We start from the raw sequence: 26,628 nt of genomic DNA, 5'->3' as shown, positions 1-26,628 counted from the left end.
CCACCTCGCGGGATCGACCCGGCCCGATGATGACACGGACCCGGACTGCGGACGGCGCGATCGGGCTGGGCCTAGGCTGGGGGTGTGCAGTATTACGACTCGGTACTCGACCTCATCGGCAACACCCCGCTGGTGCGGCTCAACGCGGTCGCCGACGGGGTGGCGGCCACGGTGCTCGCGAAGATCGAGTACCTCAATCCCGGCGGTTCGATCAAGGACCGCATCGCCCAGCGCATGATCGACGAGGCCGAGGCCTCCGGCGAGCTCAAGCCGGGCGGGACGATCGTGGAGCCGACGAGCGGCAACACCGGCGTCGGCCTGGCGATGGTGGCCCAGCAGCGCGGCTACGACTGCGTGTTCGTGTGCCCGGACAAGGTCTCCGAGGACAAGCGGAACGTGCTGAAGGCGTACGGGGCGCAGGTCGTGGTGTGCCCGACCGCGGTCGAACCGGAGGACCCGCGCTCCTACTACAAGGTCTCCGACCGGCTCCTGACCGAGATCGAGGGCTCCTGGAAGCCCGACCAGTACTCGAATCCGGCGAACGTGGCCTCGCACTACCACCAGACCGGCCCCGAGCTGTGGGAGCAGACCGAGGGCAAGATCACCCACTTCGTCGCGGGCATCGGCACCGGCGGGACCATAACCGGGACCGGCAAGTACCTCAAGGAGGTCTCGAACGGGCGCGTCAGGATCGTCGGCGCCGACCCGGAGGGATCGGTCTACTCGGGAGGGACGGGCCGCCCGTACCTGGTCGAGGGCGTCGGCGAGGACTTCTGGCCGGACAACTACGACCGGGGCCTGCCCGACGAGATCGTCGAGGTCACCGACGCCGAGGCGTTCAAGATGACGCGGCGCCTGGCCCGCGAGGAGGGCCTGCTCGTCGGAGGCTCCTCCGGGATGGCCGTGGTCGGCGCGCTGGATGTGGCGCGCAAGGCCGGGCCCGAGGCGGTGATCGTGGTGGTCCTGCCCGACGGCGGGCGCGGCTACCTGTCGAAGATATTCAACGACGGCTGGATGACCGAGTTCGGCTTCATGGGCGCCGGCAGCGGCGACACGACGGTCGGGCAGGTGCTGGGCGGCAAAGACGGCGAGATCCCCGAGCTGATCCACGTCCACCCCACGGACACGGTTCGTGAGGCGATCGACATCATGCGCCAGTACGGCGTCAGCCAGATGCCGGTGCTCAAGGCCGAGCCGCCGGTGATGAGCGGCGAGGTCGCCGGGGCGGTGGCCGAACGGGACCTGATGGACGCGCTGTTCAAGGGCGAGGCGACGCTGCACGACCCGATCGAGCGGCACATCGGCAAGGGACTGCCGACGATCGGATCGGGCGAGAACGTGGAGCGGGCCGTGGAGGTCCTGGAGAACCACGACGCGCTCATGGTCTTCACCGAGGGCAAGCCGACCGGCGTGCTGACCCGCCAGGACCTGCTCAGCTACGTCGAACGTTGAGACGGTGATCACGGCACGGAGACTCGCCGGTCGAAATACGAGGGCTCGCCGTTCGTGCTTCCTAGTCTCGCGTCATGCCGAAAGCTCCCCATGAGGCTCTCCACCATCTGTTCCGCGACGATCCTGACCTGGTCCGGCGCGCGCTGAAGGAATGTCTGGACGAGGACTTCCCCAGGTTCCGGAGCGTGGCGCTCATCGACTCGGATCCGACCGAGATCAAGGCCATCACCCGCGAAGTGGACACGGCGCTCATGGTCGAGACCGACGAGGGTGCCGAGATCCTCATCATCGAACCGCAGTCGAAGCCGCCCACGCAGGCCAAGATACGGGCGTGGCACTGGTACCTGTCGTACTTCGAGGCGCACTTCGACGTGGCGGCCACGCTGATCATCATCACGGCGGAGAAGGCCACGGCGACCTCCTGCCGGAGGCCGATGACGCTCGGACCGGAGCGGAGGGCCTCGGCCACCGTCCACCCGTTCGTGATCGGCCCGGACAACACGCCGTTCATCACCGAAAAGGCTCAAGCCGCCGAAGACGTCATGCTCGCGGTCTTCGCGGCGCTCGCTCATCGGCGGGACCCTGGGATCCACGCGGCGCTCGACACACTCGCCGAGGTCCTCGTCGACATCGACCTCGAATCCGCGAAGTTCTTCGCCGAGTACGTCGAGATCGGCCTCGGCGAAGGTAGCGCACGCAAACACTGGAGGAGCATAATCATGGCCACGACCTACCCGCTCAGATCTGAACTCCGCCGCGAATTCGAAGAACGCGGCGAGGAACGCGGCATGTACAAAGGTCAGGCGACAATGCTGTTCGAGCTGCTCGCCGCCCGTGGCATCGAGCTCAGCCAGTCTCAACGGGAGCTTGTGTCAGTCTGCGAGGACGAGGCGACCTTCCTGCTGTGGCTCCGCCGGGCCCTGAGCGCGGACAGCGCTGACGAGGTCTTCACCTCGCCCGACGCTTGAACCCCGGGCACGCCGCGAAGGTGCCTTCGAGCACGCCGCACGTATTCGCCGACCAGCATGGCCACGCCGACCTTCGAGCCCCAGTCGAGACCGGTCTGGCGCAGCGCGCGCAGCCCGACGTCTCTGCGCGGTCGCGGTCTGGCTGGCCACGGTCGCCGCCGCCGACCTCATGCGGCGCCGCTCCTACCGCGGCCCGGCAGAGACCCTGCTCAGGCGGCTCACTTACGGCCGCGGGTGAGCCGGACTACGACACCGAGATCTTGGGCTTGCGGCCGATGGAGAGCGTGGGCTTGCGGGTGTCCTCGAAGAAGTCGTTGCCCTTGTCGTCCACGACGATGAACGCGGGGAAGTCCTCGACCTCGATCTTCCAGACCGCCTCCATGCCCAGCTCGGGGTACTCCAGGACCTCCATGGCCTTGATGTTGTCCTGAGCGAGCTTCGCGGCGGGGCCGCCGATCGAGCCGAGGTAGAACCCGCCGTGCGACTTGCACGCGTCGGTGACCTTCTGCGAGCGGTTCCCCTTGGCCAGCATGACCATCGAGCCGCCCGCCGCCTGGAACAGGTCGACGTAGGAGTCCATGCGCCCGGCCGTGGTCGGCCCGAACGAACCCGAGGCGTAACCCTCGGGCGTCTTGGCCGGACCCGCGTAGTAGACGGCGTGGTCGCGCAGGTAGTCCGGCATCGGTTCGCCCGCGTCGAGGCGCTCCTTGATCTTGGCGTGCGCGATGTCGCGGGCGACCACGAGCGGGCCGGTCAGCGACAGCCGGGTCTTGACCGGGTGCCTCGACAGCTCCTCGCGGATCTCGGACATCGGCCGGTTCAAGTCGATGCGCACGACGTCGCCGTCGAGCTCCGCCTCCTCTGTGTCCGGAAGGTACGTCGACGGGTCGGTCTCCAACTGCTCCAGGAACACGCCCTCGGCGGTGACCTTCGCCAGCACCTGCCGGTCGGCCGAGCACGAGACGGCCAGCGCCACCGGAAGAGACGCGCCGTGGCGCGGCAAGCGGATGACCCGCACGTCGTGGCAGAAGTACTTCCCGCCGAACTGCGCGCCGATCCCGAAGTTCCGGGTCAGCTCGAGGACCTGCTGCTCCAGCTCGACGTCGCGGAAGCCGTGCCCGGTCGCCGAGCCTTCGGCGGGCATCGCGTCGAGGTACTTGGCGGAGGCGTACTTCGCGGTCTTGAGCGCGTACTCGGCGCTGGTGCCGCCGATGACGACCGCAAGGTGGTAGGGCGGGCAGGCGGCGGTGCCGATCTGGCGCAGCTTCTCGTCGAGGAACGCCATCATGGCGTCCGGGTTGAGGATCGCCTTGGTCTCCTGGAACAGGAACGACTTGTTGGCGCTGCCGCCGCCCTTGGCCATGAACAGCAGCTTGTAGGCGTCGTCGCCGTCGGCGTAGAGCTCGATCTGGGCGGGCAGGTTCGAGCCGGTGTTCTTCTCGTCCCACGTCGTCATCGGCGCCATCTGGCTGTAGCGGAGGTTCAGATCGCGGTAGGCCTGCCAGATGCCGCGTGAGAGGTGCTCGGAGTCGCGCCCGTCGGTGAGGACGTGGCGGCCGCGCTTGCCCATGACGATCGCGGTGCCGGTGTCCTGGCACATCGGAAGGACGCCGCCGGAGGCGATGTTCGCGTTCTTGAGCAGGTCCATCGCCACGAAACGGTCGTTGCCGCTCGCCTCGGGGTCGTCGAGGATGGAGCGCAGCTGCGCGAGGTGCGCGGGCCGCAGGTAGTGGGAGATGTCGTGGATGGCCTCGGCCGCGAGGTCGGTGAGCACCTGGGGCTCGACGGTGAGGAACCGGCGGCCGGCGGCTTCGACCGTGTTCACCCCGTCCTTGGTGAGCAACCGGTACTCGGCGGTGTCGGGGCCGATGGGGAGCAGATCCGTGTATTGGAACGACGCTGTCACGCGTCCTAACTTAGCGCGGGAGAGCCTGCGCACACGGCAGCGGAGGGGTTGGTTCGCGCACACCGCCGCCGACCTCGAGCGCCCTGGGTTGTCGGTGCCCACCGGTAGCGTCACAAAGGCGTGGTCCGGCGGATTCGGGCCACGAAAACGCAGGTACTATTGCCAGGTTGTCCACCCGACCGCCTCCGGTGAGGCGTGGCCGGGAGGGCGACGTGCAAGTGACCCTCCTGCCGCGGAGATACCGCGGCCGATGAGACCAGAGGAGGTGGAGCGATCTTGCGGCATTACGAACTCATGGTGATTCTCGAGCCGAACCTCGAGGAAAGCCAGGTCAGCCCGACGCTGGAGAAGTTCCTGAAGGGCGTCAAGGACGCCGGAGGCACGGTCGACAAGATCGATGTCTGGGGACGGCGTCGTCTCGCCTACGAGATCGAGAAGAACAACGAAGGCATCTACGCCGTCGTCGACCTGCAGTCCGAGCCCGCTCCCGTGGCGGAGATGGACCGGCAGTTGCGGCTCAACGAGTCGGTGCTGCGGGCCAAGGTGCTGCGGCCGGAGCTTCGGTAACCCGACCTTGCAACTGCGAGACCTTAGGGAGAAGAGGTCATGGCAGGAGAGACAGTCATCACGGTTATCGGCAACCTCGTCGACGACCCGGAGCTGCGTTACACGCCTTCCGGTGCAGCCGTCGCGAAGTTCCGGATCGCCTCCACCCCGCGCACCTTCGACCGGGAGTCCGGTCAGTGGCGCGACGGTGAGGCGTTGTTCCTGACCTGCAGCGTGTGGCGCCAGTACGCCGAGAACGTCGCCGAGTCACTGTCGCGCGGTACCCGCGTGATCGTGCAGGGCAAGCTCAAGCAGCGCAGTTTCGACACCCGCGAGGGCGAGAAGCGCACCGTCTACGAGCTCGACGTCGAAGAAGTCGGCCCGGCACTGCGATTCGCCACGGCGAAGGTCAACAAGTCCGGCGGCGGCGGCGGAGGCGGCGGCCGTTCCCAATTCGGGGGCGGTGGCGGCGGCGGCGCTGTTCCGGACGATCCCTGGGCCTCCGCGGCCCCGGCAGGCCAGAGCTCCGGCTCTGCTACCGGCCAGGGCTTCGACGAAGACCCGCCGTTCTAACCGGGCTCAGACCCGGCTCGATTTCAAGTAAGGCAAGACACCAATGGCCAACCCGAAATCGGCTCCCCTGCGGAAGCCGAAGAAGAAGCCCAATCCTCTTGACAAAGAGGACATCAAATACGTCGACTACAAGGACACGGCGCTGCTGCGGAAGTTCATCTCCGACCGCGGCAAGATCCGTGCCCGTCGTGTGACCGGCGTGACCTCGCAGCAGCAGCGGCAGATCGCCGCGGCCGTCAAGAACGCCCGCGAAATGGCGCTGCTGCCGTACACCAGCCAGACCCGTTAAGGAAGGAGCGCACTTATGAAGATCATCCTGACTCATGAGGTCGCCAACCTGGGCTCGGCCGGTGACGTCGTCGAGGTCAAGCCCGGTTACGGCCGCAACTACCTGCTGCCGCAGGGCCTGGCGATCGCCTGGACCAAGGGCGGTCAGAAGCAGGTCGACTCGATCCAGCGCGCCCGCGCCGCCCGCGAGGTCCACGACCTCGACCAGGCTCGCGCGCTGGTCGATCGGTTGAAGCAGACCGACGCGCACATCGTCGCCCGCGTGGGCGACGCCGGCCGTCTGTTCGGTTCGATCACCGCGGCCGATGTCGTCAAGGCCGTCGACGAGGCCGGCGGTCCGAAGATCGACCGCCGCCGCGTCGAGCTGCCGGGGACGATCAAGTCCATCGGCACCTACGACATCGCGGTGAAGGTGCACCCGGAGGTGACCGCGAAGTTCAAGCTTCAGGTGACCCCGGCCAAGCGCCGCAAGAAGTAGCGCTGAGCGCGAAGACCCGTGATCACATACGTGATCACGGGTCTTCTTCGTTCCCTCCACGGAGTGAACCGTGGCCTGTCGGTATGCGCTCAGATCACCCATCCCGCGGTCCGCAGCACCACCGTCACCAACCCCGCGCCGAGGATCGCCGCCGCCGTCCCGGCCACTCCGGCCCGCCACCCGGCGCGCGGCAGCCGCAGCAGCACCGCGACCAGCAGACTCGCCGTCAGCGACGAGCCGAGCCAGGCCCACCCGCCCGAGATCGCCGCCGAGATCCGCGCCGTCGCCGCGCAACCCGTGTCGACGCAGTTCGCCTCCACCGCCGGCTGCCACGCCACCCACGCCAGGTACACGATCGCCGGCACCACGTACCACGCGAGCGCCACCAGCAGGGTCGGAGTGAACGCCCGCTCACCGGGCCGGTCGTCGCCGTCCGGGTCCAGCCGAGGGCGGCGCTCGGGGCGCGGGTTCGAACTCATCGCGGGCCTTCCTCAGACGGGGGTGCGGCGGCGGCCGCCATCACCATCATGCCAACTTGGCACGAAGAATTTCCCATCCACAGGCAGTGGATGACGAAGCCACAGCTCACACACGCAAAGTGAGCAAGGATTCTGTTTCTGTCCACAGGTTGTCCACAGCTATGAGGTGGTTATCCACAGGTTTTCCACAGACTTGTCCACAGGTTGTCCACAGGGGCGTTTGCATCGGTGTCGGGAACGACATAGCGTCACTGAGGCCGCCGGGCGGTCGCAACCGGGCGGTAGATTTCCGATGAACGCACGGTGATTGAGGGGGTGGGCGTTATGGCCGACGTGTCCACGGAGGGCGCCTACTCGCGCGGCTCGAACGGCGCGAGAGCCCAGAACGGCTCCTACTTCGACTCGCCACCGTCCGACGACCCGTTCGGAGGCGGCGGCGCCCGCACGTACGAGCGCACCCCGCCCCAAGACCTCGCGGCCGAGCAGTCCGTCCTCGGCGGCATGCTCATGAGCAAGGACGCCATCGCCGACGTCGTCGAAACCCTCAAATCGGGGGACTTCTACAAGCCCAGCCACGGCATCATCTTCGACGCCATCACCGACAAGTTCGGCAACGGCGAGCCCGCCGACGCGGTCACCATCGCCGCCGCGCTCGCCGACTCCGGCGACCTCGCGAAGATCGGCGGCGGACCCTACCTGCACGACCTGCTCGACGCGGTGCCCACGGCCGCCAACGCCGGCTACTACGCCCGCATCGTCAAGGACAAGGCGATCCTGCGCCGCCTCATCGAAGCCGGCACGAAGGTGGTCCAGTACGGCTACGGCGGCGGCCAGGGCGGGCGAGACATCGACGACCTCGTCGACCTCTCCCAGCAGGCCGTCTACGACGTCACCGACAAACGCGAGAACGAGGACTTCTCGATCCTGTCCGACCTGCTCCAGCCGGCCATGGACGAGATCGAGGCCATCGGCGCCAACCAGGGCGTCATGACCGGCATCCCCACAGGTTTCGCCGACCTCGACCGGCTTCTGTCGGGCCTCCAGGCCGGCCAGCTCATCATCGTCGCCGGCCGCCCCGGCCTCGGCAAGTCCACCGCCGCGATGGACTTCATGAGGCATGCTTCTCTGCATCACCGGCACGCCGCCGCGCTGTTCAGCCTCGAGATGAGCAAGCTCGAAATCGTCATGCGCCTGCTGTCGGCCGAGACCCGCGTGCCCATGCACGTCCTGCGTTCGGGCGACCTGTCCGACGACGACTGGACGCGCCTGGCCAAGCGCATGGGAGACATCTCCGAAGCGCCGCTGTTCGTCGACGACACCGCGTCGATGACGATGATGGAGATCCGCGCCAAGGCCCGCCGACTCAAGCAGCGCCACGACCTCAAACTCATGGTCGTCGACTACCTCCAGCTGATGACCTCGCCGAAGAAGACCGAGTCGAGGCAGCAGGAGGTCTCCGAGATCAGCCGTGGGCTCAAACTGCTCGCCAAGGAGATCGAATGCCCGGTCATCGCTGTCGCACAGCTCAACCGAGGCCCCGAGCAGCGCACCGACAAGCGCCCGCAGCTGTCCGACCTGCGTGAAAGCGGCAGTTTGGAGCAGGATGCGGACGTGGTCATCCTGCTGCACCGCGACGACTACTACGACAAGGAGTCCCCGCGCGCCGGCGAGGCCGACTTCATCGTCGCGAAGCACCGCAACGGCGCCACCGACACCATCACCGTCGCCGCCCAACTGCACCTGTCGCGCTTCGTCGACATGGCCGTGTAGGGCGGCCTCCCGGCGTCAGTCGTCGAAGAGCTCCGCGAACAGCGAGCGCTTCTTCTTTTTCTTGTAGTGGTAGTCGTCCCGGCCGCGGTGGTCGTCGTAGCGGCGATCATCCCGGTACTGCTGCGGAGCCGGCGCCACCGGCGCCCCCCGCGGCGCGTTGAACGCGGCCTCGGCGTCCAGCAGGTGATCCAACTCGCCCCGGTCGAGGAAGATCCCCCGGCACTCGGTGCACTGGTCGACCGTGACGCGATTCCGTTCGTACTGGCGCATCATCGCGCCGCATTTCGGACAGGTGAGATCCATGGCGAAACCGTACATGCAAACGTCGCGATCCGCTAATTCGACGCGAAAGCGCACCTGGTCCGACCCGCCACGGCCCCAACGACAGACGTCAACGCCACCACTCCACGGCCAGCGACGGCCCCGGACTCTCGGCGCCGTCGCTCAGCTGCTCCGCCGCCGTCGCCGCCGCGTCCCGCAGCGGCAGCCACCACCCCAGCAGCACGACCGGATAGAGCAGATAGCCGAACCGCGTCGACGGCATGAGCAAGAACGCAGCCGACAGCCCGGCGGCCGACCACAGCGCCGCCGACGCGGCCGTCGCCGGCGGACGAGTCCACAGCAGCACCGCGATCACCAGCGCGGCCGACCCCAGCAGCACCGGGGCCAACAGCTCGCCGCCGGGCACATACCGCGCCACAAGGAAACCCGGCAGCGGCGACTGCGCCGGGGACTCGACCACGCCGTGGCCGAGGCCGAACGCGATCACGTTGTCGAAGAAGCCGCGCGCGTCGAGGAGCAGCACCGGAACCATCGTCGCCGCCACCGGGACGGCGAAGCCGAGCAGGTACCGGCGCAAGGCGCCGAACGGTGACGCCTGCGCGCCGAACCGGCGCCAGACCAGGAACGCGAGCACCACGGCGACGGGCCAGGCGAACAGCTTGAGCGCGCCGGCCGTGCCGATCGCGAGCCCGGCCCCGAGCGGGCGCCCGCTCGCGCAGAACGCCAGCGCCAGCACCATCAGCCCGACCACTGGCATGTCGTCGCCGCCGGTCACGAACGTCAAGGCGCACACCGGGAAGACGACACTGACCTGGAGGGCGCGCAGCAGCGTGCCCTTCCCGGCGTGCTCGCTCAGCAGCCGCAGCGCCGCGGCCAGGCACGCGAGCGTCGCCAGCAGGAAGTAGACGCGGGCGTCGGTCCACCAGTGGTGACCGAACAGCGCCGACGGCAGCCCGAACACGGCCATGCCCGGCTGGTACGGGTTGTAGCCGAGGACCGGGTCGGCCATGCCCGCGATGGCGTCGGCGTGGAGGTAGGGGCTGCCGGTGTCGAGCAGCCGCCGCCCGGAGCCCTCGACCACGAGGACCTCCTCCTGGGCCCGGCCGGTGGCCCCGTTCGCCCGCTCGATCGCCTGCGCCACCAGGGGAATCGCGACGACGGCGATGCCGGTGGCGCCGGCGACGAGCGCCCGTTTCAGCCAGGAGGCGCCGAACTGCATGAGCAGGACCGCGGCGACGAACGCGGCGGAGGCGTACCCGCCGAAGGCGACAGCGCCCCAGTGCTCGTGCGGGGTCAGCGTCGTCCACAGCGCGGTGGCGCCGGCGAACAGTGCGGCGGTGCCGTAGAGGACCAGGTCGAGGATGAGCGGACGCTTCGACACGCGCCTAAGCGTACGGGGATTCGCGCCCAGACCTCCTGTGTGCCGTCGTCGAGCGACTTCGCGCCCCAGACGGCGGACAGTTTGGACACGATGAACATGCCCCGGCCATGGGCGGAGTCGAGGTTGATGGAGCACACGTGGGGCTGGGTGACCGAGCCGCCGTCGACGACGCGGACCTCGACGTCGCGCGGCCCGACGATGCAGGTGACGCACAGGTCCCCGGCCGGCAGCGGCCTGGCGTGGCGCACGGCGTTGGAGACGAGCTCGGTGGCGCACACGAGCAGGTCGTCGCGGACGTCGTCGGGCAGGTGGGGCAGGGATTCGCGCAGCCATCGGCGGACGATGGTGGGGGCGCCCGCTTGATGGGGGACGCGGAGCCGCTCGGGCGCCGGTGTCGCCGCTGGCATCATGACCCCCTCCCCACCCGTGGTCCGCACCATCGAAAGCTATACAGCAACCTACCTGTTACCTCGACTTGACGCCAGCATTACGGACGGACCCCGGGTCCGTCTCCGCTCCCCTCAGACGGCGAGCGCTTCCCGCATCGCGGCCGGCCGGTCGGTGAAGAACAGGTCGGCTCCGGCGCCGGCCACCTTCAGGGCGGTCTCGGCGTCGTTGACGGTCCACACGTAGGCCTCGTAGCCCTGATCGTGCGTGCGGTCGATGAACGTCGGGGCCGAGTCGACGTAGTCGACCTTCGCGCTGAGCGCCTGCACGCCCTCGGGCGGGCGACGGAACGGGTATTCGAAGATCCACACCAGGGGCGTGCCGTGATCGAGCTCGCGCCAGGTCTTCAAGGCCGCGCGCGAGAAGGACATGACGGTGACGTCGAGCCCTGGCCACCGGCGCAGCGTCTCCCACAGCCGCATCTCCAGGCGCGGCCCGAACCTGGAAGGGTGCTTGGCCTCGATGAGGAGCTTGAGGTCCTTGCCGGAGTCGACGACGAGGCCGAAGAGGTCCTCGACGGTCGGGATGAGGGCGGCTTCGGGATCGGCGCCGCAGTCGGGACGCAGCGCCGCGAAGTTGAACTCGCGCAGCTGCGCGAGCGTGAGGTCGGATACGGCGCCCTTGCCGTCGGAGGTGCGTTTGACGGTGCGGTCGTGGTGGAGCACGAGGTGGCCGTCGGCGGTGAGCCTGAGATCGAATTCGAAGCCGTCGGCGCCTTCGACGATCGCCTGCCTGTACGCGGCCAGCGAGTGCTCCGGGAAGAGCTCGTTCGCGCCCCGGTGGGCGATGATCAGCGGTTGGGACACACCATGACGATAACTTGTGCTGGATGCGAGGATCGTGGAGTGCAGTACGACGAGCAGGGATATACGGATCTGGGCTGGGCCAAGATCGACACGGGCCGCCTGGCGCGCACCGGCGCGGCCGAAGCGGTCTTCGCGGCCGGCAAGACGCCCGACCAGGTGGTCGGCGCGCTCCGTGCGCTCCGAGAGTCCCACCCGGGCCGGGTGGCGATCGCCACCCGGTGCGACGAGGCGTGCGTCGCGCAGGTGAAGGAGGCCTTCGGGGACGAGGCGGTGTGCGACCGGGGCGTCGCGGCGATCGGCGAATTCCCCGAGCCGGAGACGGGGCCGGTGGCGGTGGTGTGCGCAGGCACGTCGGACCTGCCGGTGGCGCGAGAGGCTGAGCTGGTCGCGCGCGCGAGCGGGCTGGACACCCGGCTCATCGCGGACGTCGGGGTCGCGGGCCTGCACCGGCTCCTGGACAAGGTTCCGGAGCTGCGGGAGGCGGCGTGCGTGATCGTCGTGGCGGGCATGGACGGGGCGCTGCCGAGCGTGGTGGCGGGCCTGGTGGGCGCTCCGGTGATCGCAGTGCCGACATCGGTCGGCTACGGGGCGGCCTTCGGCGGGCTCGCGCCGCTGCTGACGATGCTGAACTCCTGTTCGCCGGGGGTGACGGTGGTGAACATCGACAACGGTTTCGGCGCGGCGATGGCCGCGGCGCGGATCCTGAACGTGAAGGCCGAGCGGTGACGGTCGCCTGGTTGGACTGCTCGGCGGGCGCGAGCGGTGACATGTTCCTGGGCGCCCTGGTGGGCGCGGGCGTCGATCTGGCGGTCATGCAGCAGGCGGTGGACGCCCTCGGCGTCGAGGAGGTCCGCTTGAGGTCGACCACGGTGAAGCGCCACGGCCTGGCCGGCGTCAAGGTCGACGTCGAGGCGCCCGTGGTGGAGGTCGACCGGCGCTGGCGGGCGATCCGCGGCATGATCGAGGGTTCCGGGCTGGGCGAGGGGATCAAGGCGAGGGCGCTCGACGCGTTCGCCAGGCTCGCGGCGGCCGAGTCGTCGTCGCACGGCATCGACGTCGACGACGTGCATTTCCACGAGGTGGGCGCGCTCGACTCGATCGCCGACATCATCGGTGCCGCAGCCGGACTCGACTCGCTCGGGGCCGAGCGGGTGACCGCGTCGACGGTGACCGTCGGCGGCGGGACGACGCGCGGATCGCACGGCTCGATTCCGCTGCCCGCGCCGGCGGTGCTGCGGATCCTGGCCGACGCCGAGGCCCCGACGGTGGGGGCGGTGCCGTACGAGGCGTGCACGCCGACGGGCGCGGCGATCATCGCCGCGAGCGCGGACGCCTTCGGGACGATGCCGGAGATGGTCGTGGAGGCGATCGGTGTCGGCGCGGGCGGGCGCGACCCGGCCGAGCGGGCGAACCTGCTGCGGATGGTGGTCGGCCGGGAGGTCGCGGGGGCGGCGCCGAGACCGGTCGTCATCGAGACGAACGTGGACGACCTGGATCCGAGACTGTGGCCGGCGGCGCTGGCGGCGCTGCTGGAGGCCGGGGCGTCGGACGCGTGGTTGACGCCGATCCTGATGAAGAAGGGCCGCCCCGCGCACACGGTGCATGTGCTGTGCCGGGCGGAGAAGGTGGCCGGGGTCCGGTCGGCGCTGGTGCGGCACACGACGACGATCGGCATGCGCTCCTACGAGATCGACAAGTTCGCGCTGGAGCGCCGGTACGCCTCGGTGACGGTCGACGGCTGCGACATCGGTGTGAAGATCGCCGTCGAGGACGGCGAGGTGGTGAACGCGTCGGTGGAGTACGAGGACGCGGTGGCGGCCGCGGCGGCGCTGGGCCGCCCGGTGAAGGTCGTGATCGCGCAGGCCGCGGCGCTGGCGGCGGAGCAATACTCCTGAATCCGGCGCGGGCCTTCAAATCGGACCTTTGGGAACCCCCGATTCAATCGTGACTCGGGGGCGCGACGGTTCGGGTTCCGGCCGCCGGTGCCTGCGGACCGGCCGGACCTCCACCAAGATCCTATAGGAAATATCCTATAGGATCAGGGGTGACCGTGGCCGACGCCGCCTTCGGGGACGGTGCCGATCCGCTCGCCCTCGCCCAAGACCACGAACTGGCCCATCATCCCGGAGTCCTCGTGGACCAGGATGTGGCAGTGGAACATGTACGGCAGGTTCGGGTCGGTGTACCCGGTGAACCGCATCGCCAGCCGGTACCGCTCCTGTGGCACCAGCTGCACCGTGTCCTTCCATCCGCGCAGAAACGGCGGCGGCTCCTGCCCGTCCACCGACAACACCTGGAACTGCACGTCGTGGACGTGGAAGTTGTGCATGAAGCCGTCGTTGTTCGTCACCTCCCACACTTCCGCGGTGCCCTCCCGCACCCCGAAATCGATGCGCCCGGGGTCCATCTGCTCGCCGTTGATCGAGTTGAACCCCGAGAGCTCGAAGGAGCGCTCCTCGGCGACCTCGTCCCCGTCCACGTCCGGCGCGGCGCCCATCGCCGCCGGGATCTCGGTCTCGTCGGCCAGCGTCCCCGGGGCCCGGAACCGGAGGATGTCGAGCCGGTCCTCGGCTCCGTTGAGACGCGCCAGCGGCCCGGTGTAACCGAAGCGCGCCGGGTATGACCGCAGATCGACCGTCTCGCCCGGCTCGAACGCCACCACGACCTCGGCCCGCTCGCCGGGCGAGAGCTGGAGCCGGTCGGTCTCCCAAGCCTCGGGCAGCAGCCCGCCGTCGGTGCCGATGAGCGAGAAGCGCCGGTCGTCGGAGAACCCGAAGTTGTACAGCCGCGAGTTCGAGCCGTTCAGCAGCCGCAGGCGCACCAGCCTGGTCGTCACGTCGAAGTAGGGGCCGAGCGTGCCGTTGACGAGGATCTCGTCGCCGATGACGCCCTGGGTGCTCATGAACGACGCGGACTCGTCGAACTGGTTGCCGCCGTCGAACTTCCGGTCCTGCACGATGAGCGGGACGTCGTCGACGCCGTACTCGCCGGGCAGGTTGAGCGCGCCGGTCTCCTCGTCGTCGATGATGAACATGCCGGCCAGGCCCCGGTAGACGTGGCGGCCGGTCTGCCCGTGCGGGTGCGGGTGGTACCAGAGCGTCGCCGCTGGCTGGTCGATCGTCCACTGTGGAAGCCACTCGCCGCCGGGTCCGATCCACTGGTGAGGACCGCCGTCCATGACCGCCGGCAGGTGCATGCCGTGCCAGTGGATCGACGTCGCCTCATCGAGTCCGTTATGGACGGAGAACGCGACCTCCTCGCCGCGCCCGGCTCGGATCGTCGGCCCCAGGAAGTCGCCGTTGACGCCCCACGTGCTCGTCGCCCCGCCCTCTTTGAACCGGGTCGCTCCGGCCCGTACGGACAGGTTGAACACTCGCGTGCCCGAGGCGTCCGTCTCGGATTCGGCCAGCGGGGGGATGCCCAGGGGGTTGTCGAAGTCGACCTCGCCGACGGTGTCGAGCTTCGCGTTGCCGTAGAGGTAGGCGATCGTGCCGCCGCCGCCGAGGACCAGGGCTCCGACGCCGCCGCCGACGCCGATGAGGGTCCACTTCAATGCCTTGCGCCGTTTCATGGCGGCAATCCTGGCCGGGCGGCAGGGGGGACGGCATCGGGCGAGAGCGGTCTTTCGCCGTACACCAGAGGGACTACGCGCGCGCCCGGCGTGCGCCGCCGGTAGTGCGTCTCAGCGTTCGGCGAGATATCCGCGCAGGTGGGCGGCGTTGACGGCCTCGGCGCGGTTGGCGACGCCGAGCTTCGACATGGCCCGCGAGAGGTGGACCGAGACGGTCTTCTCGGAGATGTACAGCTCGGCGCCGATCTGCCGGTTGGTCAGGCCCTTGGCGACGAGGCGGAGCACGCCGAGCTCGCGCGGGGTGAGCGGGCCGGTCGTCGGCTTGGCGATGTCGAGCCTGGCGCGCTGGGACAGGGCGCACAGCTGGGTGTGGAGCGGGTCGGCGCCGAGCCGCCCGGCAGTGCGCTTGGCCTCGGCGATCTGCTCGGCGGCGTCGCCTCGAGCGGCGGTGTCGCCGCGCGCGAGCAGCGTCTCGGCGAGGCGCCAGCGCGCGTACGCCTGCCGGTAGGGCTCGCCTTGACCGGACTCGCTGTAGGCGAACAGGTCGATGACCTCGCGCCACAGGTCCGCTTCGCCGTCGCCGTCGAGGCGGGAGGCCTCGGCCTCGCCGACGGCGACCCAGGCGCGGCCTTCGGGGCCGAGCTCGCCGGAGAGCGGGCGGCCGTGCTCGAGGAAGAAGTGCAGGCGCGCCAGGAGGCGTTCGCCTTTGGCGACCGCGTCCTTGGCGGTGTCGAGGTCGCCCTCGCGCCGGGCGGCGTGCGCCAGGTCGGCGGCGGCACCGACCCCGGCGGCGCACACGGAGATCCCGGCCATGTAGTAGGGGCGCATCTTGTCCATGCGGTCGACGGTCCGTTCGGCGACTGCGACCGCTTCGGCGGGGCGGTGCCGCCAGCGTTCGAGCTCGACGCCGCACAGGCCGGCGAGGGCGAGGCCCTGGCCGTCGAGCTGCCAGCGGTCGGCCAGGTAGGCGAGGCGCCGGTCGGCGGTGTCGAAGTGGCCGCGCGCGACGTCGACGAGCAGCACGGCGGCGGTGAGTCGGGTGAGGACGACGCCGGGCACGACGCTGGAGGCCATCTCACCGGCGGCGTCGGCGGCGTCCCAGTCGCCGAGCATGTAGTTGCAGATGACTTGGCGCACGGCGGTCTCCAGGCCGAAGGCGCTCCATTTGTGCCCGGTCTCGCCGGCCATGGCCATGCCGCGGTCGAAGTGGACGAGGGCGTCGGCGGTGCGGGCCCGCTCGACGCAGGCGATTCCGGAGCTGAAGTGCGCCCGCAGTTCGACCTCGTGCCAGCAGGTGCCGCGCACGAGGTCGAGAGCTTCGGCGAAGAGGCGCAGGACCGCCTCGACATCGTCGCCGCGGCGCAGCGAGGAGGCGCCGGCCGAGATGATCGCGTCGGCCTTCGCGGCGATGTGGGCGCCGGGGCCTTCGATCGCGTCGGCGGTGGCGATGGCCCGGGCGGCCCATTCGTCGGCTTCTCGCTTGCCGCGCACCGAGAGGCACGCGCGGGCCATGATCGCCTGCGTCCAGGCCTTCGTCGCGTGCGGCTCGTCGTCCTCGACCAGCTCCCATGCCTCGCTGGCGATCCGGTGCGCCTCTTCTTCGTCGCCTTCGATGGCGAGCAGGTGTTTCGCGTGCTTGCGGCGGGTGGCTGCGGCGCGAACCCGGTCACCCGCGCGGTCGGCGAGCGCCACGGCGGCGCTGCCGTACGACAGCGCGCGCTTGATCTCGCCCGAGGCCGCGGCCTGGGCTGCGGCTTTGAGGGTCAGCTGGAGTTCGGAGCAGCCCTGGGGTCGGTCGGCGTCGGGGACGCGGTCGAGCAGGCGCAGCGCGCGCTCGAAGTGGAGGAGGGATTCGGCGGGCGCGGACAGCTCGTCGGCTTCGTGGGCCGCCTGGACGGACGCGGCCAGTGCCGTGGCGAGGTCGCCCGACTCGTAGGCGTGGTGGGCGAGTTCGGCGGCGGCGCCCTTGCCGGTGTCCTTGCCGAGGGTGCCGGCGATGCGCTGGTGGTAGCGGCTGCGTTCGCCCGGCAGGAGGTCGGTGTAGACGGCTTCGCCGAGCAGGGAGTGGCGGAAGGCGTAGGCGTCGTCGCTCTTCTGGACGAGGATGCCGTGGGAGATGGCCGCGCGCAGCGCCTGGTCGAGTTCGCGCTCGTGTTTGATGCCGGTCTCGTCGAGCAGGTTCCAGGCCGCGGAGTTGAGCCGCCGGTAGGTGAACACGCGGCCCATGACGGAGGCGAGGCGCACGACCTGCTGGGCGACCTCGGGGAGGCGTTCGAGGCGGGAGAGCAGCACTTCGGCGAGTTCGAAGGTGATGGTGTGGGTCTCGGCTGCGGCGAGCTCCTCGGCGAGGAACGCGTTGCCTTCGCTGGCCTGGGCGATCCTGGCGACGGTCGCGTCGTCGAGTCCGGTGTTGAGTTCGCGGACGAAGGCGGCGGCGTGCGGGGCGTCGAAGGGGGCGAGGTGGAGTCGTTCGACGGCGGGCAGGCGCACGAGCTCGGCGATGAGGGGCCGCATGGGGTGGCTGCGGTGGACGGCGTCGGCCCGGTAGGTGCCGAGGATGAGCAGGGGCTGGTCGCTCAGGCGGGAGGTGAGGAATGCGAGGAGGTCGCGGCTGGAGCGGTCGGCCCAGTGGAGGTCTTCGAGGGTGAGCACGACGGGCTGGTGCGAGGCGAGGTCGGTGAGGGCGCCGTGGAGGGCCTCGAACAAGCCGAGTCGGCCGAGTTCGCCTTCGGTGCCTTGGCTCTGGCCGGGGATGAGCGGCCGCAGTCCCTGGTGGTCGGCGACGAGGTCGGGTCGGCGGCGCGAGAGTGCGCCGACGGCTTCGGCGAAGGGCAGGTAGGGGAGGGCGGAGTCGGCGGTGTCGAGGCAGTGGCCGGTGACGGTGAGGACATCGTCACCGGCGCCGGTGTTGAATTCGTGCAGGAGCCGGGATTTCCCGACTCCTGCGTCGCCTGAGATGAGGATGGTGGCCGGCCTGCCTTCGCGTGCCTTGTCGAGGGCGCCGCGCAGCGTCGCGAGCTCGTTGTCGCGGGCGAAGAGCGGGAGGTCGGAACCTAGGCGCGGCATGTCCACAATCATGACATGAGCTCATGACATTCCGGGCTTCTTATTTCGCCGGCTGAAGCCGACGGGCGGGTTCGGCCGCCGGAGCCTCCTTCCGTCGCAGCGCATCCGCGATACGGGCGGTCAGGCTCCGGCGGCGGGTGAGGCCGGAGCCCGCGCGGGCGCTCTCGGCGAGGCGCTCGTAGGCGGCGTCGGCCATGAGCTCGCGGGAGCGGGCCGAGTGGACGTAGTGGAGTTCGAAGTCGTTCACGATGGTTCCCTCGGTGTCGTTGTTCCTTGTGACACCGAGTCTTCGGCTGAGGCCGCCGGGGCGGCATCAGCACATCGCGTCGATGCGCTCCGCGGAGGCCTTACTTCTCGCCTCCGGGGACGCGAAGGTCGCCTCATCGGCCCTTACCGCGGCGGGCCAGTCGCGAAGGCCACCACACGGACGGCCCTATGTCGACGGTGAGCGCGGGAACCAGGAACGAGCGCACCAGCACGGCGTCGAGCATGACGCCGAATGCGACGATGAACGCGATCTGCGCGAGGAACAGCAGGGGGAGCACCGCCAGAGCTGAGAACGTCGCGGCGAGGACGACCCCGGCCGAGGTGATGACGCCGCCGGTGGCGACCAGCCCGCGCAGCGTGCCCGCGCGAGTGCCGATGTGCGCCGCCTCCTCTCGGACCCGGGTCATGAGGAAGATGTTGTAGTCGATCCCCAAGGCCACCAGGAACACGAAGCCGAACAGGACCACGGTCGGATCGGCGCCCGGGAAGCCGAGGAGGTGGTTGAACACCAGCGCCGAGACGCCCATGGTCGCCGCGAAGGAGAGCACGACGGTCCCAACCAGGAGCAGCGGCGCCGTGATCGACCGCAGCAGCAGCGCCAGGACCGCCAGGATGACCGCCAGCACGATCGGGATGATGACCGACCTGTCGCGTTCGGACACTTCGATCGTGTCGAGCTGTACCGCGGTCGCGCCGCCGACCTTCGCTCCGGCGCCGTCGACGGCGCCGACCGACTCCCGCACCCGCTCGACGGTGTCCATGGCCGCCTGGGAATCGGGGGCGTCCTCCAGGACCGCCTCGATCATGACCAGGCCGTCGACCACCTTCGGCTCGCCGCCGTCCCCGGTCGTGACCGAGACCCCGGCCACCCCGTCGACCTCGGCCGCGGCGGCGACGTGCTCGGCCCGGGCCGCGTCCGCGATGACCACCGCCGGGGTCCCGGATCCGGCCGGGAAGTGCTCGGCGAGCACCTCCTGGCCGGTCACCGAGTCGACCTCGGTGAGGAACACGTCGGTCTGGGCGGTGCCGTCGGCGCGCAGCTGCGTCATGAAGACGGCGGCGAATAGCAGCGCGAGCGCCGTCGAGACCCACACCTTGCGCGGCCGGGCGGCGACCAGCCCCGCGACGCGGCTCCACAGCCGCGAGCGGCGAGCGCGAGCGCCGGCGGCGGGCCGTCGCGGCCAGAACGCGGCGCGGCCGAACAGCGCGAGGACGGCGGGCAGGAAGGTGATGGAGGCAAGGAAGGAGGCGGCGATGCCGATCGCCGCGACCGGACCGAGGCCCCGGTTCGAATCGAGCTGGCTGAACAGCAGGCACAGAACGCCGAGGATCACCGTCCCGGCCGAGGCCGCGATCGGCTCGATCGTCCCGCGCAGCGCCGCGGCGACCGCCCGCAGCCGGTCGGGTTCGGTCCCCAGCTTCTCGCGGAACCGGGCCACCAGGAGCAGCGCGTAGTCGGTGGCGGCGCCGAACACGAGGATGAACAGGATGCCCTGGCTCTGACCGTTGAGGTCGATCGCTCCGGCGTCGGCGAGGAGGAAGACCGCCATGCTCGCGAGGCTCAGCGCGAAGACGCTGGACGTCAGGACCAGCAGCGGCAGGAGCGGGGAGCGGTACACCAGTACGAGGATCACCGCGACGACGGAGGCGGCGACGAGGAGCAGCAGGCCGTCGACGCCGCCGAACGCGGCGCCGAGGTCGGCCCCGAGTGCGGCCTGGCCGGTCACCAGGACGGTCAACCCGTCCGGACGGGCGTCCTCGAGGTCCGCGCGGATCTGCGAGACGGCCTCGTCGAGCTCGGCCGCCGCGTCGATGAGCACGACCATCTGTGCGGCCTCCGGCGCGGTCTCTTCCGAGGGGACAGGTGCCGGCGCCGGGTCGAGCGTGAAAGGCAGTCCGGCCAGGCCCGAGCCCGCCGCCTCCAGGTAGGCGAAGTCGGCGCCGGTGAGGCCGCCAGGGCGCTCGGCGACGACGACCGCGGCGGTCGCCTCGGCGTCGGCGAAGCCCGCGCGCAGCCCCGCGACCTCGGTCGACTCCGCCGACGACGGCAGGAACGCCGAGCTGTCGTTCTCGGCGACGGTGCTGAGCCGGCCGGCGTACGGCCCGGCGAACGCGCCGAGAGCCAGCCACGCGAGCGCCGCGAGGGCGGGGATCAGCCAGCGGCGGCGGCGCACCGGCCGCGGATCGACGACGTTCACGCGGTCCGGCCCGCCCCGCGCCAGGTGGCCGCGGCGAGCACCACGGCGGTCCGCACCGCCAGGTTCGAGACCATCGGATCCCCCTCAGAGGTACGCACTGTTCATTCGAACCCGCCGCGGCCCCGGACGGGGCCCGAACGCGGACGAGGGGCCGCCCGCGCCGCGGGCGGCCCCTCGCGATATGGACTTCATATCAGGATATGAGGTCCGAGTCGATGATGTACACGGCCGCGTCGGCGGTCGGCGCGAACACCGTGATCCTGAGTCCGGCGCTAGCTCGGCGGCTCGACCTCCACCTGCGCCTTGACGACGCCGACAGGGCACGACAGGCCGTTGGGAACCATGTCAAGGTTATGTATCCGGTTGATTTGCCGGGTACGGAACGGCCCTGGTGGTGATGCAACACCAGACCAGGGCCTTGACGGAAAACGAGGTTCCGACCATGATCACTCTAGACAACGGCCACCCCGCCTCCTACGACCACGAGGCCGAAGACCGCTACAACGCCGCCGACGGCACGGTCACGCTCGACTGCGAGTGCGGCTGGTCCGCCACCGCGGCATTCGCGGACGGCCACGACGACGACGACATCCCCGCCTCGCTCGCCGCCGAATGGAAGCGGCACGTCTACGCCGCCACCGGCCAGGCCCGACCCGAACTTGACGAGGCGACAGGGCCGCGCGACGAGAATCCCGAGCGCGGAGACGACCAATACGACGACGGCGACGTCGGCGGCGAGGTGTCCGGCCGCGCCTCGGGACGCGTACAGCGGGCGCTGCAGTTGTCCGCAAAGATCTTCTCGGCCTTCGACCAGGTCGCTACCGAGCGCGACGAGGCCCTAGCGGAAGTCGCGCGGCTCCGCGCACAGCTCGGCGCCGGAGCCTCGGCATGAGCGCGGCCGAGCAGCGCGCGGCTGCCCGCGAGGCGTACCGGCAATCCGTGGCCGCCGGCGCGGCCTTCACGGGCGCGAAACTGGCCGCCGAGTTCGGACGCTCCGAACGGTGGGGCCGCGACCGAATCGCCGAGGTCCGCGCCGAAGATGCTGCGGGCGACAACTCCCCCGCCGCCGAGCAGCCGGCCGACGCCGGGCGGCATGCCGCGGCACAGCCGCGCGGCGCCGCGGCTACCGCCTGGCTCGCGCTGGCCCTCGGGGTCGGCGCCTCGGTCGGTGCGAACATCCTCCACACCGTGCTCGTGATCGGCAACGGGGGCGGGTCCGTGCCGCAGGTGGCCGGCGCGGCGTTTTGGCCTATCGCCCTCGTCGTCGCCATCGAAGTTATGGCGCGCGTCCGCTGGCCGGCCTCGATCGGCTACAGCCTCATCAGGTTCGCTGGCGTCGGCGCGGTTGCCGTCGTTGCCGCTGTCGTCTCCTACAAGCACATGGCCGGCTTGCTGGCCTACTGGGGCGAGGACGTCCTCTCGGCCCACCTCGGCCCCATCGCTGTCGACGGCCTGGTGACCGTCGGCGCACTGGCCCTACTGGCGATCCACAAGGCCCGCAAGGAAACCTGACGCCCGCTGAGGGGCGGCCTAGCGTCGCCTCTCAGTCGGCCGCGGCGGTGTCCTGGCCGACTACGAAGCTGCCGCGCTGAGGGATGGTGACCACCAGGCCCTCGTCGACCAGGACGGCGACGGCGTGGCGGACGGTCGGCCGGGACACGCCGTAGGCATCGACGAGTTGTGACTCGCTCGGGATCGGTGTGCGTGGCTGCCAGTCGCCACGCTCGATTCGGGCGCGCAGGATCGCGGCGAGCTGGCGATAGAGCGGCTCGGGCGACATCTCGTCGATTCGGCCATCCGGGTCGGCGGTCATGGCCTCACGTTAGGCAACTCCTGAACGTCAGTAATCAATCTTTACGTTTGTGACGTCATTGACGTATATGACAAGTAGCTTTAGGCTGCAGACGAAGGCTCCGGCGACCGCTGACACGGCCCCGGAGCGTGGCCCCGACTGAATTGGAGTCGAGACATGCAAACCCTATCGACCCGCGGCGGCAAGCCGCCAGAGACCGAAGCCGAGCGACGCCGACGGATGGAAGCGGCCTTCCACGTTCCCGCCTGGGGTCGGTGCGACTGCCCCCGCTGCACTGAGGCGATGCGGAACGGCCCCATCTGCCAGTCCTGCCACCTCGCGTGGCCGTGCCCCGACGCCGAAGTCAAGGACTGCGGGGAGTTCGACCGGTGACCGTGACGACTGTCGAAGTCCTCGTCAGAGAACAGCCGCGGCTCGGGTTCCGATTCGAAGTCACCTTCGACAAAGCCACCGCGACTGTGGCCTACCGGCCGGCCCGGACCGTCGAGCAGACCGACCAGGTGCTCACCATCCGCCATAACGCCGGCCGCGGTCTCCAGGTCGACTGGTCTGAGTCGTGGCGGGCTCACCTCGCGCCGGCGGTACGCGGCAAGCTCGTCGCCGAAGTACAGCTCCTGCTCGTTCGCCGCTACAAGTAAGATTCAGATCTCTCGGCGTGCACAGATGCCGAGAGCGGCCAGGTCGCAACGGTCCCACCCGAAGCGGCCTGGCCTTTCTGCTATCCCTCGCGCGGGCGCCAGATCAGCTCATGCTCACGTGATTCGGCGAAGTACTGCGACAGGCCGGCCGGTTCGATTTCCTTCAGCTCCAGCGTTATTGGGTCCTGCGTCATGAGGTCCCCGCCGCCGAGCAACAGAAGACCATCGGCCGGGAGGCATTCGTGCACTTGGGCGGCTAGGCGCCGCTGTACGGCCGCGCCGAGGTGTCGCCACACGTTGCGCACGAACGCCACATCGCACTGTGGCGGCTGGTCGGTGCCCAGCGCGCCAACGGCGAAGTCGACGCGCTGTCGGATCTCCGCCCGCACCGTGTACCGGCCATCGGCATAGTCGAAGTACTGGCCGACCTGCTGGGTGGTCAGTCGGCGCTCGTCCAGGTTGAGCGTGATGTTGCGGCGGCTGTACTCGCCTTGGCGGGCGATGGCGAGCAGCTGCTCGTCAAGATCGGTCGCGACGACGCGGCCGGGTATGCCGAGCTCCTCGAGCATGATCGCGGCCGAGTACGGCTCCTCGCCGGTGCCGCAACCACCGGACCACACGACCAGTGGCCGATCGAGTCCGGCCAGGTGCTTCTCGACGTGCGGCCAGACGCGCGGGACGCGGAACCACTCGGTCACGATGCGGCGCACGGTCCCTCCTTGATCGCTAGGAAGCCTTCGAAGGAGATGTTCTTGTAGATCGTCATCACGTGCGGGAAGCCAGCCGCGTGCAGCGTCTCGACATGCCGGCCAGTCGGCCACGGGGTGAGTATCCGCTTGAGGCTGCGGGCCTTGCCGACGATCTCGGCCGGGGTGAAGCCGGCCGACAGCTTGTGCTCGACGTACAGGGCCGAAGCGATGTCCTGCAATCGGGCGTCTGGGGCGAGCACCTTCTCGAACAGCACCAGGGCGCCGCCGGGCCTCAGGACGCGGTGTATCCGCTCGACGAGCGCCCCGCGCTGGTCGGACGGCAGGAACTGGAGCGTGTAGCAGCCGACGACCAGGTCGGCGGCCTCCCATGTCATCGCTGCGGCGTCGGCGTGCCGGACCTCCACCGTGGGCAGGTGAGCGGTGCGGGAGCGTGCCGCGGCGACCATGTCCGGTTCGACGTCGACGCCGATGAACCGGGCGGCAAGGTCGGCGTGCCGCTCGGCCAGCGCGGCGAGTAGCGCCCCGGTGGCACAGCCCAGGTCGTACACGGTGCTGTCGGGGCCGACGAACCAGTCGGACAGCTCGAGGACTAGGCGGTGGCCGTCGGCGTAGCCGGGGACGCTCTTGTGTACGTGGGCGTCGAAGTGCTCGGCGGCGCGGCCGGCGAAGTTCCACCGGCCGCTCCCTGCCTCGATCCCGTCGCCGACTGCGGCGGCATCCGTCGTGTGCATTGGTTAGGTCTGGTCGGTGTCGTCGGCATGGCCCTCGTCGTCGCCGTCGGGGTCCTCGGCGGCGGCATCGACGGCTATGAGGTCGCGGCGGGTCATCTGCTTGGCCTGCTCGACGTCGAGACCGTGCTGCTCGGCCACCCAGCGGACCCAGTCCGCCTTTCGGGCGGTCGGCTCGGGGCGCTCGTCCTCGGCGTCCTCGGCGGATGTCACGGCCCGCTTGGACTTGCCGCGGCGCTTCACTCTCGCCGACTCCTCGGGATCGGCGTAGCCGTGGTCGGCCAGGTAGGCCGCGACGCCCTGGGGCACCTCGACCGTCTCACCCTTGCGGGCGGCCAGGTTGTCCTTAGCCCTGCGGTAGTTGCGGTTGAAGGTCACTCTGGTCATCTCAGACTCCGATGTTCTCGACGAGCGACAGGTGCGAGGGCCGGCCGATGGCCAGGTCGACGCGGCCGACGATCCGGACTTTGCGCGCGAAGGTTTCGAACGCGTCCCCGGCGTAGGGGGACACCTCCACTCGGAACGACGAGCGGATGCCGAGCATCACGAACGCCGAGCCGAAGTTGCCGACGACCGAAACCGACTCGTCGGACCCGGTGCCGAGGTCGACCGGCGTCTGTGTCGACACCAGGTGCCGAAGCGCGGCAACCTCGGCCGGCGGCTGCAACGGCTGGCCCGTCGTATCGGCGAGCTTGGCGTACTGGCCCGCGGTCCGCGGCGAATCGATCCGCACGACCGGCTCGCCGTTGGCGTCGCGCACGAGCTGGATCGCGTCGACAACCTCATCGAACGACGTTGGCGCGGCGCCGGAAAGGTCCACGACGTTCACATCGGGGTCGTCAAGGACGCCGGAGAACTCCTGGCCCTCGATGGTGCCGATGCCGCGGAAGAACGCCCGGTCGAGCTGGTTCGCGACCGACTGCGCGAGCGTCTCCTGGATGATGCGGCCGGCGTTCTGCCCGTCGGCCGCGAGCTCCTCGGACACCGTGATCACGGCGCCGAGTGTCTTGGGGTACAGCACGACCAGCCCGAACTTCATGTCGGTCTCGGTCAACTGCGCGAGCTCGGCCTTGAACGCCGCGACCGGGTCCTGAGTGACCCGCAGAATCCGCGTCTCGGGGCCGTTCAGCGGCACCGTGATAGCGCCGGCGGCCGACATGATCGACCGTGAACGGGCGAGGTCGATGAACAGGCTCGACATCTGCGGACTGGTCAGGTACCCGCCCGATGGGTCATTGGAGATCGACTGAGCGCGTTGTGCGGACTCGATGATGGGCTGCTCGCCGTTGATCACGGCCATGATCGAACGGCCTAGATCCAGCGATCCGCCACCGTCGTTGCCGCCGACGACCGGCAGAGAGCGGCGTTCGTGGCCGAGCGCGGCGGCGAAGGACTCGCCGTGCCGCACGCCGGGGATTTCCCGGCCGTCGGCCAGGCGGAAGCGAAAGCCGGCCTCGCCAGCGCGGTCCGTGGTACCCGCGAAGTCGGAGCGCGCCCGGTCGCGTGCGGCTTCCTCCCCGCCGATGAGTGCTTTGAGTTCATCGACGTCGTCCATTGCCTGGTCGAAGTCGCGCTCTTCGGACGGTGTCAGCTCCCGGCCGTCGGCGTGGGCGCCGTCGAGGATGCTGCGCGCCCGCTCTCCGCGGGCGTGGCGCTCCTGTTGGAAGCTGCGAACGGAGGCCTGGCCGAGCTCGAGGGTTTCGGCCTGGTGGGTGGCGCGGAGCCACTTCGTGCGAGTGGTCTCGTCTTGGGTGCCGACGCGCTGGCGTCGGTCTTGCTTGGGCATCGGTGTCTCCTGGTCTGGCGCACAGCAGCGCCGAACGACGGTTCGGGATTGCTGCTCGCCAGCCGGGACGAGATCAACTGCGCGGGCCGCAGAGCCGACCAGCCGGGGTCGGGTTGCGACAGCCGCGTTATGACGATGCTACGTCATCGGGCGGACAAGTCCATAGTTCCGCGTCGCCGAGGTCGAGCGCGATCGCCTCGGTGCCGTTGGGCGTGGTCCACGACTCCACGGTGAACTCGCCGGCATCGAGGATCGCCCGCGCCGAAGCTTGCTCGTCCTTAGGGATCTCGGCGATGAACTCCTCAGCCTCGGATCGTAGCCAATCCGGTAGTTCTTGAGACATGAAGATCTCCAATCATCGATTACGGAACGTGACGGCGGGTCTTGGGAGAAATCCGGGAGTTTTGTCAAAGAGTTCGCTGCCTCACCCCCGCGCGGTCGACAGCCCCCCGCCCAGAGATTTAGGTGTCCCCTC

General features: G+C 69.7%; 29 protein-coding genes and 1 pseudogene. 14 read left to right on the top strand and 16 right to left on the bottom strand.

Going from position 1 to position 26,628, the window contains the following annotated elements; translation table 11 throughout:
• The first annotated feature begins 84 nt into the window (after nucleotides 1-84).
• The 3 genes and pseudogenes from L0U85_RS01935 to L0U85_RS21030 form a co-directional block, all read left to right on the top strand.
• Nucleotides 85-1,452 carry a cystathionine beta-synthase gene (locus L0U85_RS01935; protein ID WP_241375926.1) on the top strand — a complete coding sequence of 456 codons (1,368 nt, stop codon included), beginning with the start codon at nucleotides 85-87 and terminating at the stop codon, nucleotides 1,450-1,452.
• 74 nt (nucleotides 1,453-1,526) lie between these two features.
• Entirely contained in the window at nucleotides 1,527-2,420 is an 894-nt protein-coding gene (locus L0U85_RS01930) for a hypothetical protein (RefSeq protein ID WP_241375925.1), read from the top strand.
• Between the two features lie 127 nt (nucleotides 2,421-2,547).
• A pseudogene (locus L0U85_RS21030) lies at nucleotides 2,548-2,658 on the top strand (DUF418 domain-containing protein); the annotation flags it as partial.
• Nucleotides 2,659-2,664: 6 nt separating this feature from the next.
• On the opposite strand, the gene L0U85_RS01925 reads toward L0U85_RS21030, so the two are convergent.
• Entirely contained in the window at nucleotides 2,665-4,326 is a 1,662-nt protein-coding gene (locus L0U85_RS01925) for a fumarate hydratase (protein WP_241375924.1), read from the bottom strand.
• Between the two features lie 276 nt (nucleotides 4,327-4,602).
• Here L0U85_RS01925 and rpsF point away from each other — a divergent pair, with 276 nt between their 5' ends.
• From rpsF to rplI, 4 genes are read left to right on the top strand one after another with little or no spacing between them, the layout of a single operon-like run.
• Nucleotides 4,603-4,893, top strand: a complete 291-nt coding sequence (gene rpsF, locus L0U85_RS01920) for a 30S ribosomal protein S6 (protein ID WP_241375923.1) — start codon at nucleotides 4,603-4,605, stop codon at nucleotides 4,891-4,893.
• A 39-nt stretch (nucleotides 4,894-4,932) separates the two neighbouring features.
• On the top strand, nucleotides 4,933-5,445 hold the full coding sequence (locus tag L0U85_RS01915) for a single-stranded DNA-binding protein (RefSeq protein ID WP_241375922.1): 513 nt from the start codon (nucleotides 4,933-4,935) through the stop codon (nucleotides 5,443-5,445).
• A 43-nt stretch (nucleotides 5,446-5,488) separates the two neighbouring features.
• Nucleotides 5,489-5,734: a 30S ribosomal protein S18 gene (rpsR, locus tag L0U85_RS01910; protein ID WP_241375921.1), complete on the top strand. Its 246-nt coding sequence runs from the start codon at nucleotides 5,489-5,491 to the stop codon at nucleotides 5,732-5,734.
• A 15-nt stretch (nucleotides 5,735-5,749) separates the two neighbouring features.
• A complete protein-coding gene (rplI, locus tag L0U85_RS01905; protein WP_241375920.1) occupies nucleotides 5,750-6,211 on the top strand; it encodes a 50S ribosomal protein L9 in 462 nt (153 codons plus the stop codon).
• 89 nt (nucleotides 6,212-6,300) lie between these two features.
• Here rplI and L0U85_RS01900 read toward each other — a convergent pair whose 3' ends face one another.
• Complete coding sequence (locus L0U85_RS01900) at nucleotides 6,301-6,690, bottom strand: hypothetical protein (RefSeq protein ID WP_241375919.1); 390 nt, start codon at nucleotides 6,688-6,690, stop codon at nucleotides 6,301-6,303.
• Between the two features lie 324 nt (nucleotides 6,691-7,014).
• Between L0U85_RS01900 and dnaB the strand changes: the two genes are divergently transcribed.
• Entirely contained in the window at nucleotides 7,015-8,460 is a 1,446-nt protein-coding gene (gene dnaB / locus L0U85_RS01895) for a replicative DNA helicase (protein ID WP_241375918.1), read from the top strand.
• 15 nt (nucleotides 8,461-8,475) lie between these two features.
• Here the strand turns inward: dnaB and L0U85_RS01890 are convergent, their stop codons facing one another.
• From L0U85_RS01890 to L0U85_RS01875, 4 genes are all read right to left on the bottom strand, one after another.
• Complete coding sequence (locus tag L0U85_RS01890; protein WP_241375917.1) at nucleotides 8,476-8,763, bottom strand: zf-TFIIB domain-containing protein; 288 nt, start codon at nucleotides 8,761-8,763, stop codon at nucleotides 8,476-8,478.
• Nucleotides 8,764-8,851: 88 nt separating this feature from the next.
• Entirely contained in the window at nucleotides 8,852-10,123 is a 1,272-nt protein-coding gene (locus tag L0U85_RS01885) for a glycosyltransferase 87 family protein (RefSeq protein WP_241375916.1), read from the bottom strand.
• Nucleotides 10,036-10,533 carry an ATP-binding protein gene (locus L0U85_RS01880; RefSeq protein WP_241375915.1) on the bottom strand — a complete coding sequence of 166 codons (498 nt, stop codon included), beginning with the start codon at nucleotides 10,531-10,533 and terminating at the stop codon, nucleotides 10,036-10,038. Before L0U85_RS01880 ends, L0U85_RS01885 begins: the two co-directional genes overlap by 88 nt.
• 111 nt (nucleotides 10,534-10,644) lie before the next feature.
• Nucleotides 10,645-11,376 carry a glycerophosphodiester phosphodiesterase family protein gene (locus L0U85_RS01875; protein ID WP_241375914.1) on the bottom strand — a complete coding sequence of 244 codons (732 nt, stop codon included), beginning with the start codon at nucleotides 11,374-11,376 and terminating at the stop codon, nucleotides 10,645-10,647.
• A gap of 39 nt (nucleotides 11,377-11,415) precedes the next feature.
• On the opposite strand from L0U85_RS01875, the gene larB reads away from it, so the two are divergent.
• Nucleotides 11,416-12,102, top strand: coding sequence for a nickel pincer cofactor biosynthesis protein LarB (larB, locus tag L0U85_RS01870; RefSeq protein WP_241375913.1), 687 nt, complete (start codon nucleotides 11,416-11,418; stop codon nucleotides 12,100-12,102).
• Nucleotides 12,099-13,271, top strand: a complete 1,173-nt coding sequence (gene larC / locus L0U85_RS01865) for a nickel pincer cofactor biosynthesis protein LarC (protein ID WP_241375912.1) — start codon at nucleotides 12,099-12,101, stop codon at nucleotides 13,269-13,271. The genes larB and larC overlap by 4 nt, the downstream gene beginning before the upstream one ends.
• 143 nt (nucleotides 13,272-13,414) lie before the next feature.
• On the opposite strand, the gene L0U85_RS01860 is transcribed toward larC, so the two are convergent.
• The 4 genes from L0U85_RS01860 to L0U85_RS01840 all read right to left on the bottom strand — a co-directional run bounded on the left by L0U85_RS01860 (nucleotide 13,415) and on the right by L0U85_RS01840 (nucleotide 20,454).
• Entirely contained in the window at nucleotides 13,415-14,947 is a 1,533-nt protein-coding gene (locus tag L0U85_RS01860; RefSeq protein ID WP_241375911.1) for a multicopper oxidase domain-containing protein, read from the bottom strand.
• Between the two features lie 111 nt (nucleotides 14,948-15,058).
• Nucleotides 15,059-18,013, bottom strand: coding sequence for a helix-turn-helix transcriptional regulator (locus L0U85_RS20400; protein ID WP_277605244.1), 2,955 nt, complete (start codon nucleotides 18,011-18,013; stop codon nucleotides 15,059-15,061).
• 40 nt (nucleotides 18,014-18,053) lie between these two features.
• Nucleotides 18,054-18,260 carry a hypothetical protein gene (locus L0U85_RS01845; protein WP_241375910.1) on the bottom strand — a complete coding sequence of 69 codons (207 nt, stop codon included), beginning with the start codon at nucleotides 18,258-18,260 and terminating at the stop codon, nucleotides 18,054-18,056.
• A 133-nt stretch (nucleotides 18,261-18,393) separates the two neighbouring features.
• Nucleotides 18,394-20,454 (bottom strand): MMPL family transporter, encoded by a 2,061-nt coding sequence (locus L0U85_RS01840; RefSeq protein ID WP_347177331.1) that lies wholly within the window; start codon nucleotides 20,452-20,454, stop codon nucleotides 18,394-18,396.
• A 466-nt stretch (nucleotides 20,455-20,920) separates the two neighbouring features.
• On the opposite strand from L0U85_RS01840, the gene L0U85_RS01835 reads away from it, so the two are divergent.
• Together L0U85_RS01835 and L0U85_RS01830 are read left to right on the top strand one after the other, a co-directional pair.
• Nucleotides 20,921-21,370: a hypothetical protein gene (locus L0U85_RS01835; protein WP_241375908.1), complete on the top strand. Its 450-nt coding sequence runs from the start codon at nucleotides 20,921-20,923 to the stop codon at nucleotides 21,368-21,370.
• Nucleotides 21,367-21,990 (top strand): DUF2637 domain-containing protein, encoded by a 624-nt coding sequence (locus L0U85_RS01830; protein WP_241375907.1) that lies wholly within the window; start codon nucleotides 21,367-21,369, stop codon nucleotides 21,988-21,990. The genes L0U85_RS01835 and L0U85_RS01830 overlap by 4 nt, the downstream gene beginning before the upstream one ends.
• A 31-nt stretch (nucleotides 21,991-22,021) precedes the next feature.
• Here L0U85_RS01830 and L0U85_RS01825 read toward each other — a convergent pair whose 3' ends face one another.
• Entirely contained in the window at nucleotides 22,022-22,291 is a 270-nt protein-coding gene (locus L0U85_RS01825; protein ID WP_241375906.1) for a GntR family transcriptional regulator, read from the bottom strand.
• A gap of 156 nt (nucleotides 22,292-22,447) precedes the next feature.
• Here L0U85_RS01825 and L0U85_RS01820 point away from each other — a divergent pair, with 156 nt between their 5' ends.
• Nucleotides 22,448-22,663 (top strand): hypothetical protein, encoded by a 216-nt coding sequence (locus L0U85_RS01820; RefSeq protein WP_241375905.1) that lies wholly within the window; start codon nucleotides 22,448-22,450, stop codon nucleotides 22,661-22,663.
• On the top strand, nucleotides 22,660-22,929 hold the full coding sequence (locus tag L0U85_RS01815) for a hypothetical protein (RefSeq protein ID WP_241375904.1): 270 nt from the start codon (nucleotides 22,660-22,662) through the stop codon (nucleotides 22,927-22,929). Before L0U85_RS01820 ends, L0U85_RS01815 begins: the two co-directional genes overlap by 4 nt.
• Nucleotides 22,930-23,009: 80 nt before the next feature.
• Here the strand turns inward: L0U85_RS01815 and L0U85_RS01810 are convergent, their stop codons facing one another.
• The 5 genes from L0U85_RS01810 to L0U85_RS01790 all read right to left on the bottom strand — a co-directional run bounded on the left by L0U85_RS01810 (nucleotide 23,010) and on the right by L0U85_RS01790 (nucleotide 26,496).
• On the bottom strand, nucleotides 23,010-23,639 hold the full coding sequence (locus L0U85_RS01810; RefSeq protein ID WP_241375903.1) for a CheR family methyltransferase: 630 nt from the start codon (nucleotides 23,637-23,639) through the stop codon (nucleotides 23,010-23,012).
• On the bottom strand, nucleotides 23,624-24,370 hold the full coding sequence (locus tag L0U85_RS01805) for a methyltransferase domain-containing protein (RefSeq protein WP_241375902.1): 747 nt from the start codon (nucleotides 24,368-24,370) through the stop codon (nucleotides 23,624-23,626). The genes L0U85_RS01810 and L0U85_RS01805 overlap by 16 nt, the downstream gene beginning before the upstream one ends.
• 3 nt (nucleotides 24,371-24,373) lie before the next feature.
• Complete coding sequence (locus tag L0U85_RS01800; RefSeq protein ID WP_241375901.1) at nucleotides 24,374-24,754, bottom strand: hypothetical protein; 381 nt, start codon at nucleotides 24,752-24,754, stop codon at nucleotides 24,374-24,376.
• Between the two features lies 1 nt (nucleotide 24,755).
• Nucleotides 24,756-26,153: a phage major capsid protein gene (locus tag L0U85_RS01795; RefSeq protein WP_241375900.1), complete on the bottom strand. Its 1,398-nt coding sequence runs from the start codon at nucleotides 26,151-26,153 to the stop codon at nucleotides 24,756-24,758.
• Nucleotides 26,154-26,280: 127 nt separating this feature from the next.
• Nucleotides 26,281-26,496: a hypothetical protein gene (locus tag L0U85_RS01790; protein ID WP_241375899.1), complete on the bottom strand. Its 216-nt coding sequence runs from the start codon at nucleotides 26,494-26,496 to the stop codon at nucleotides 26,281-26,283.
• Between the last annotated feature and the right edge of the window lie 132 nt (nucleotides 26,497-26,628).

The organism is Glycomyces sp. L485, from assembly GCF_022548875.1.
In the GTDB taxonomy this organism is placed as follows: Bacteria; Actinomycetota; Actinomycetes; order Mycobacteriales; family Micromonosporaceae; genus Glycomyces.
The sequence above is the reverse complement of the archived record's forward strand: the minus strand, read 5'-3'. Positions and strand labels throughout refer to the sequence as shown.

Excerpts from the sequence above, each read along its gene's own strand:
- L0U85_RS01930 (WP_241375925.1), top strand. The coding sequence starts at position 1,527 with ATGCCGAAAGCTCCCCATGAGGCTCTCCACCATCTGTTCCGCGACGAT.
- L0U85_RS01915 (WP_241375922.1), top strand. The coding sequence starts at position 4,933 with ATGGCAGGAGAGACAGTCATCACGGTTATCGGCAACCTCGTCGACGAC.
- rpsR (WP_241375921.1), top strand. The coding sequence starts at position 5,489 with ATGGCCAACCCGAAATCGGCTCCCCTGCGGAAGCCGAAGAAGAAGCCC.
- rplI (WP_241375920.1), top strand. The coding sequence starts at position 5,750 with ATGAAGATCATCCTGACTCATGAGGTCGCCAACCTGGGCTCGGCCGGT.
- L0U85_RS01900 (WP_241375919.1), bottom strand. The coding sequence starts at position 6,690 with ATGAGTTCGAACCCGCGCCCCGAGCGCCGCCCTCGGCTGGACCCGGAC.
- dnaB (WP_241375918.1), top strand. The coding sequence starts at position 7,015 with ATGGCCGACGTGTCCACGGAGGGCGCCTACTCGCGCGGCTCGAACGGC.
- L0U85_RS01890 (WP_241375917.1), bottom strand. The coding sequence starts at position 8,763 with ATGGATCTCACCTGTCCGAAATGCGGCGCGATGATGCGCCAGTACGAA.
- L0U85_RS01880 (WP_241375915.1), bottom strand. The coding sequence starts at position 10,533 with ATGATGCCAGCGGCGACACCGGCGCCCGAGCGGCTCCGCGTCCCCCAT.
- L0U85_RS01860 (WP_241375911.1), bottom strand. The coding sequence starts at position 14,947 with ATGAAACGGCGCAAGGCATTGAAGTGGACCCTCATCGGCGTCGGCGGC.
- L0U85_RS20400 (WP_277605244.1), bottom strand. The coding sequence starts at position 18,013 with ATGCCGCGCCTAGGTTCCGACCTCCCGCTCTTCGCCCGCGACAACGAG.
- L0U85_RS01835 (WP_241375908.1), top strand. The coding sequence starts at position 20,921 with ATGATCACTCTAGACAACGGCCACCCCGCCTCCTACGACCACGAGGCC.
- L0U85_RS01830 (WP_241375907.1), top strand. The coding sequence starts at position 21,367 with ATGAGCGCGGCCGAGCAGCGCGCGGCTGCCCGCGAGGCGTACCGGCAA.
- L0U85_RS01825 (WP_241375906.1), bottom strand. The coding sequence starts at position 22,291 with ATGACCGCCGACCCGGATGGCCGAATCGACGAGATGTCGCCCGAGCCG.
- L0U85_RS01820 (WP_241375905.1), top strand. The coding sequence starts at position 22,448 with ATGCAAACCCTATCGACCCGCGGCGGCAAGCCGCCAGAGACCGAAGCC.
- L0U85_RS01805 (WP_241375902.1), bottom strand. The coding sequence starts at position 24,370 with ATGCACACGACGGATGCCGCCGCAGTCGGCGACGGGATCGAGGCAGGG.
- L0U85_RS01800 (WP_241375901.1), bottom strand. The coding sequence starts at position 24,754 with ATGACCAGAGTGACCTTCAACCGCAACTACCGCAGGGCTAAGGACAAC.
- L0U85_RS01795 (WP_241375900.1), bottom strand. The coding sequence starts at position 26,153 with ATGCCCAAGCAAGACCGACGCCAGCGCGTCGGCACCCAAGACGAGACC.
- L0U85_RS01790 (WP_241375899.1), bottom strand. The coding sequence starts at position 26,496 with ATGTCTCAAGAACTACCGGATTGGCTACGATCCGAGGCTGAGGAGTTC.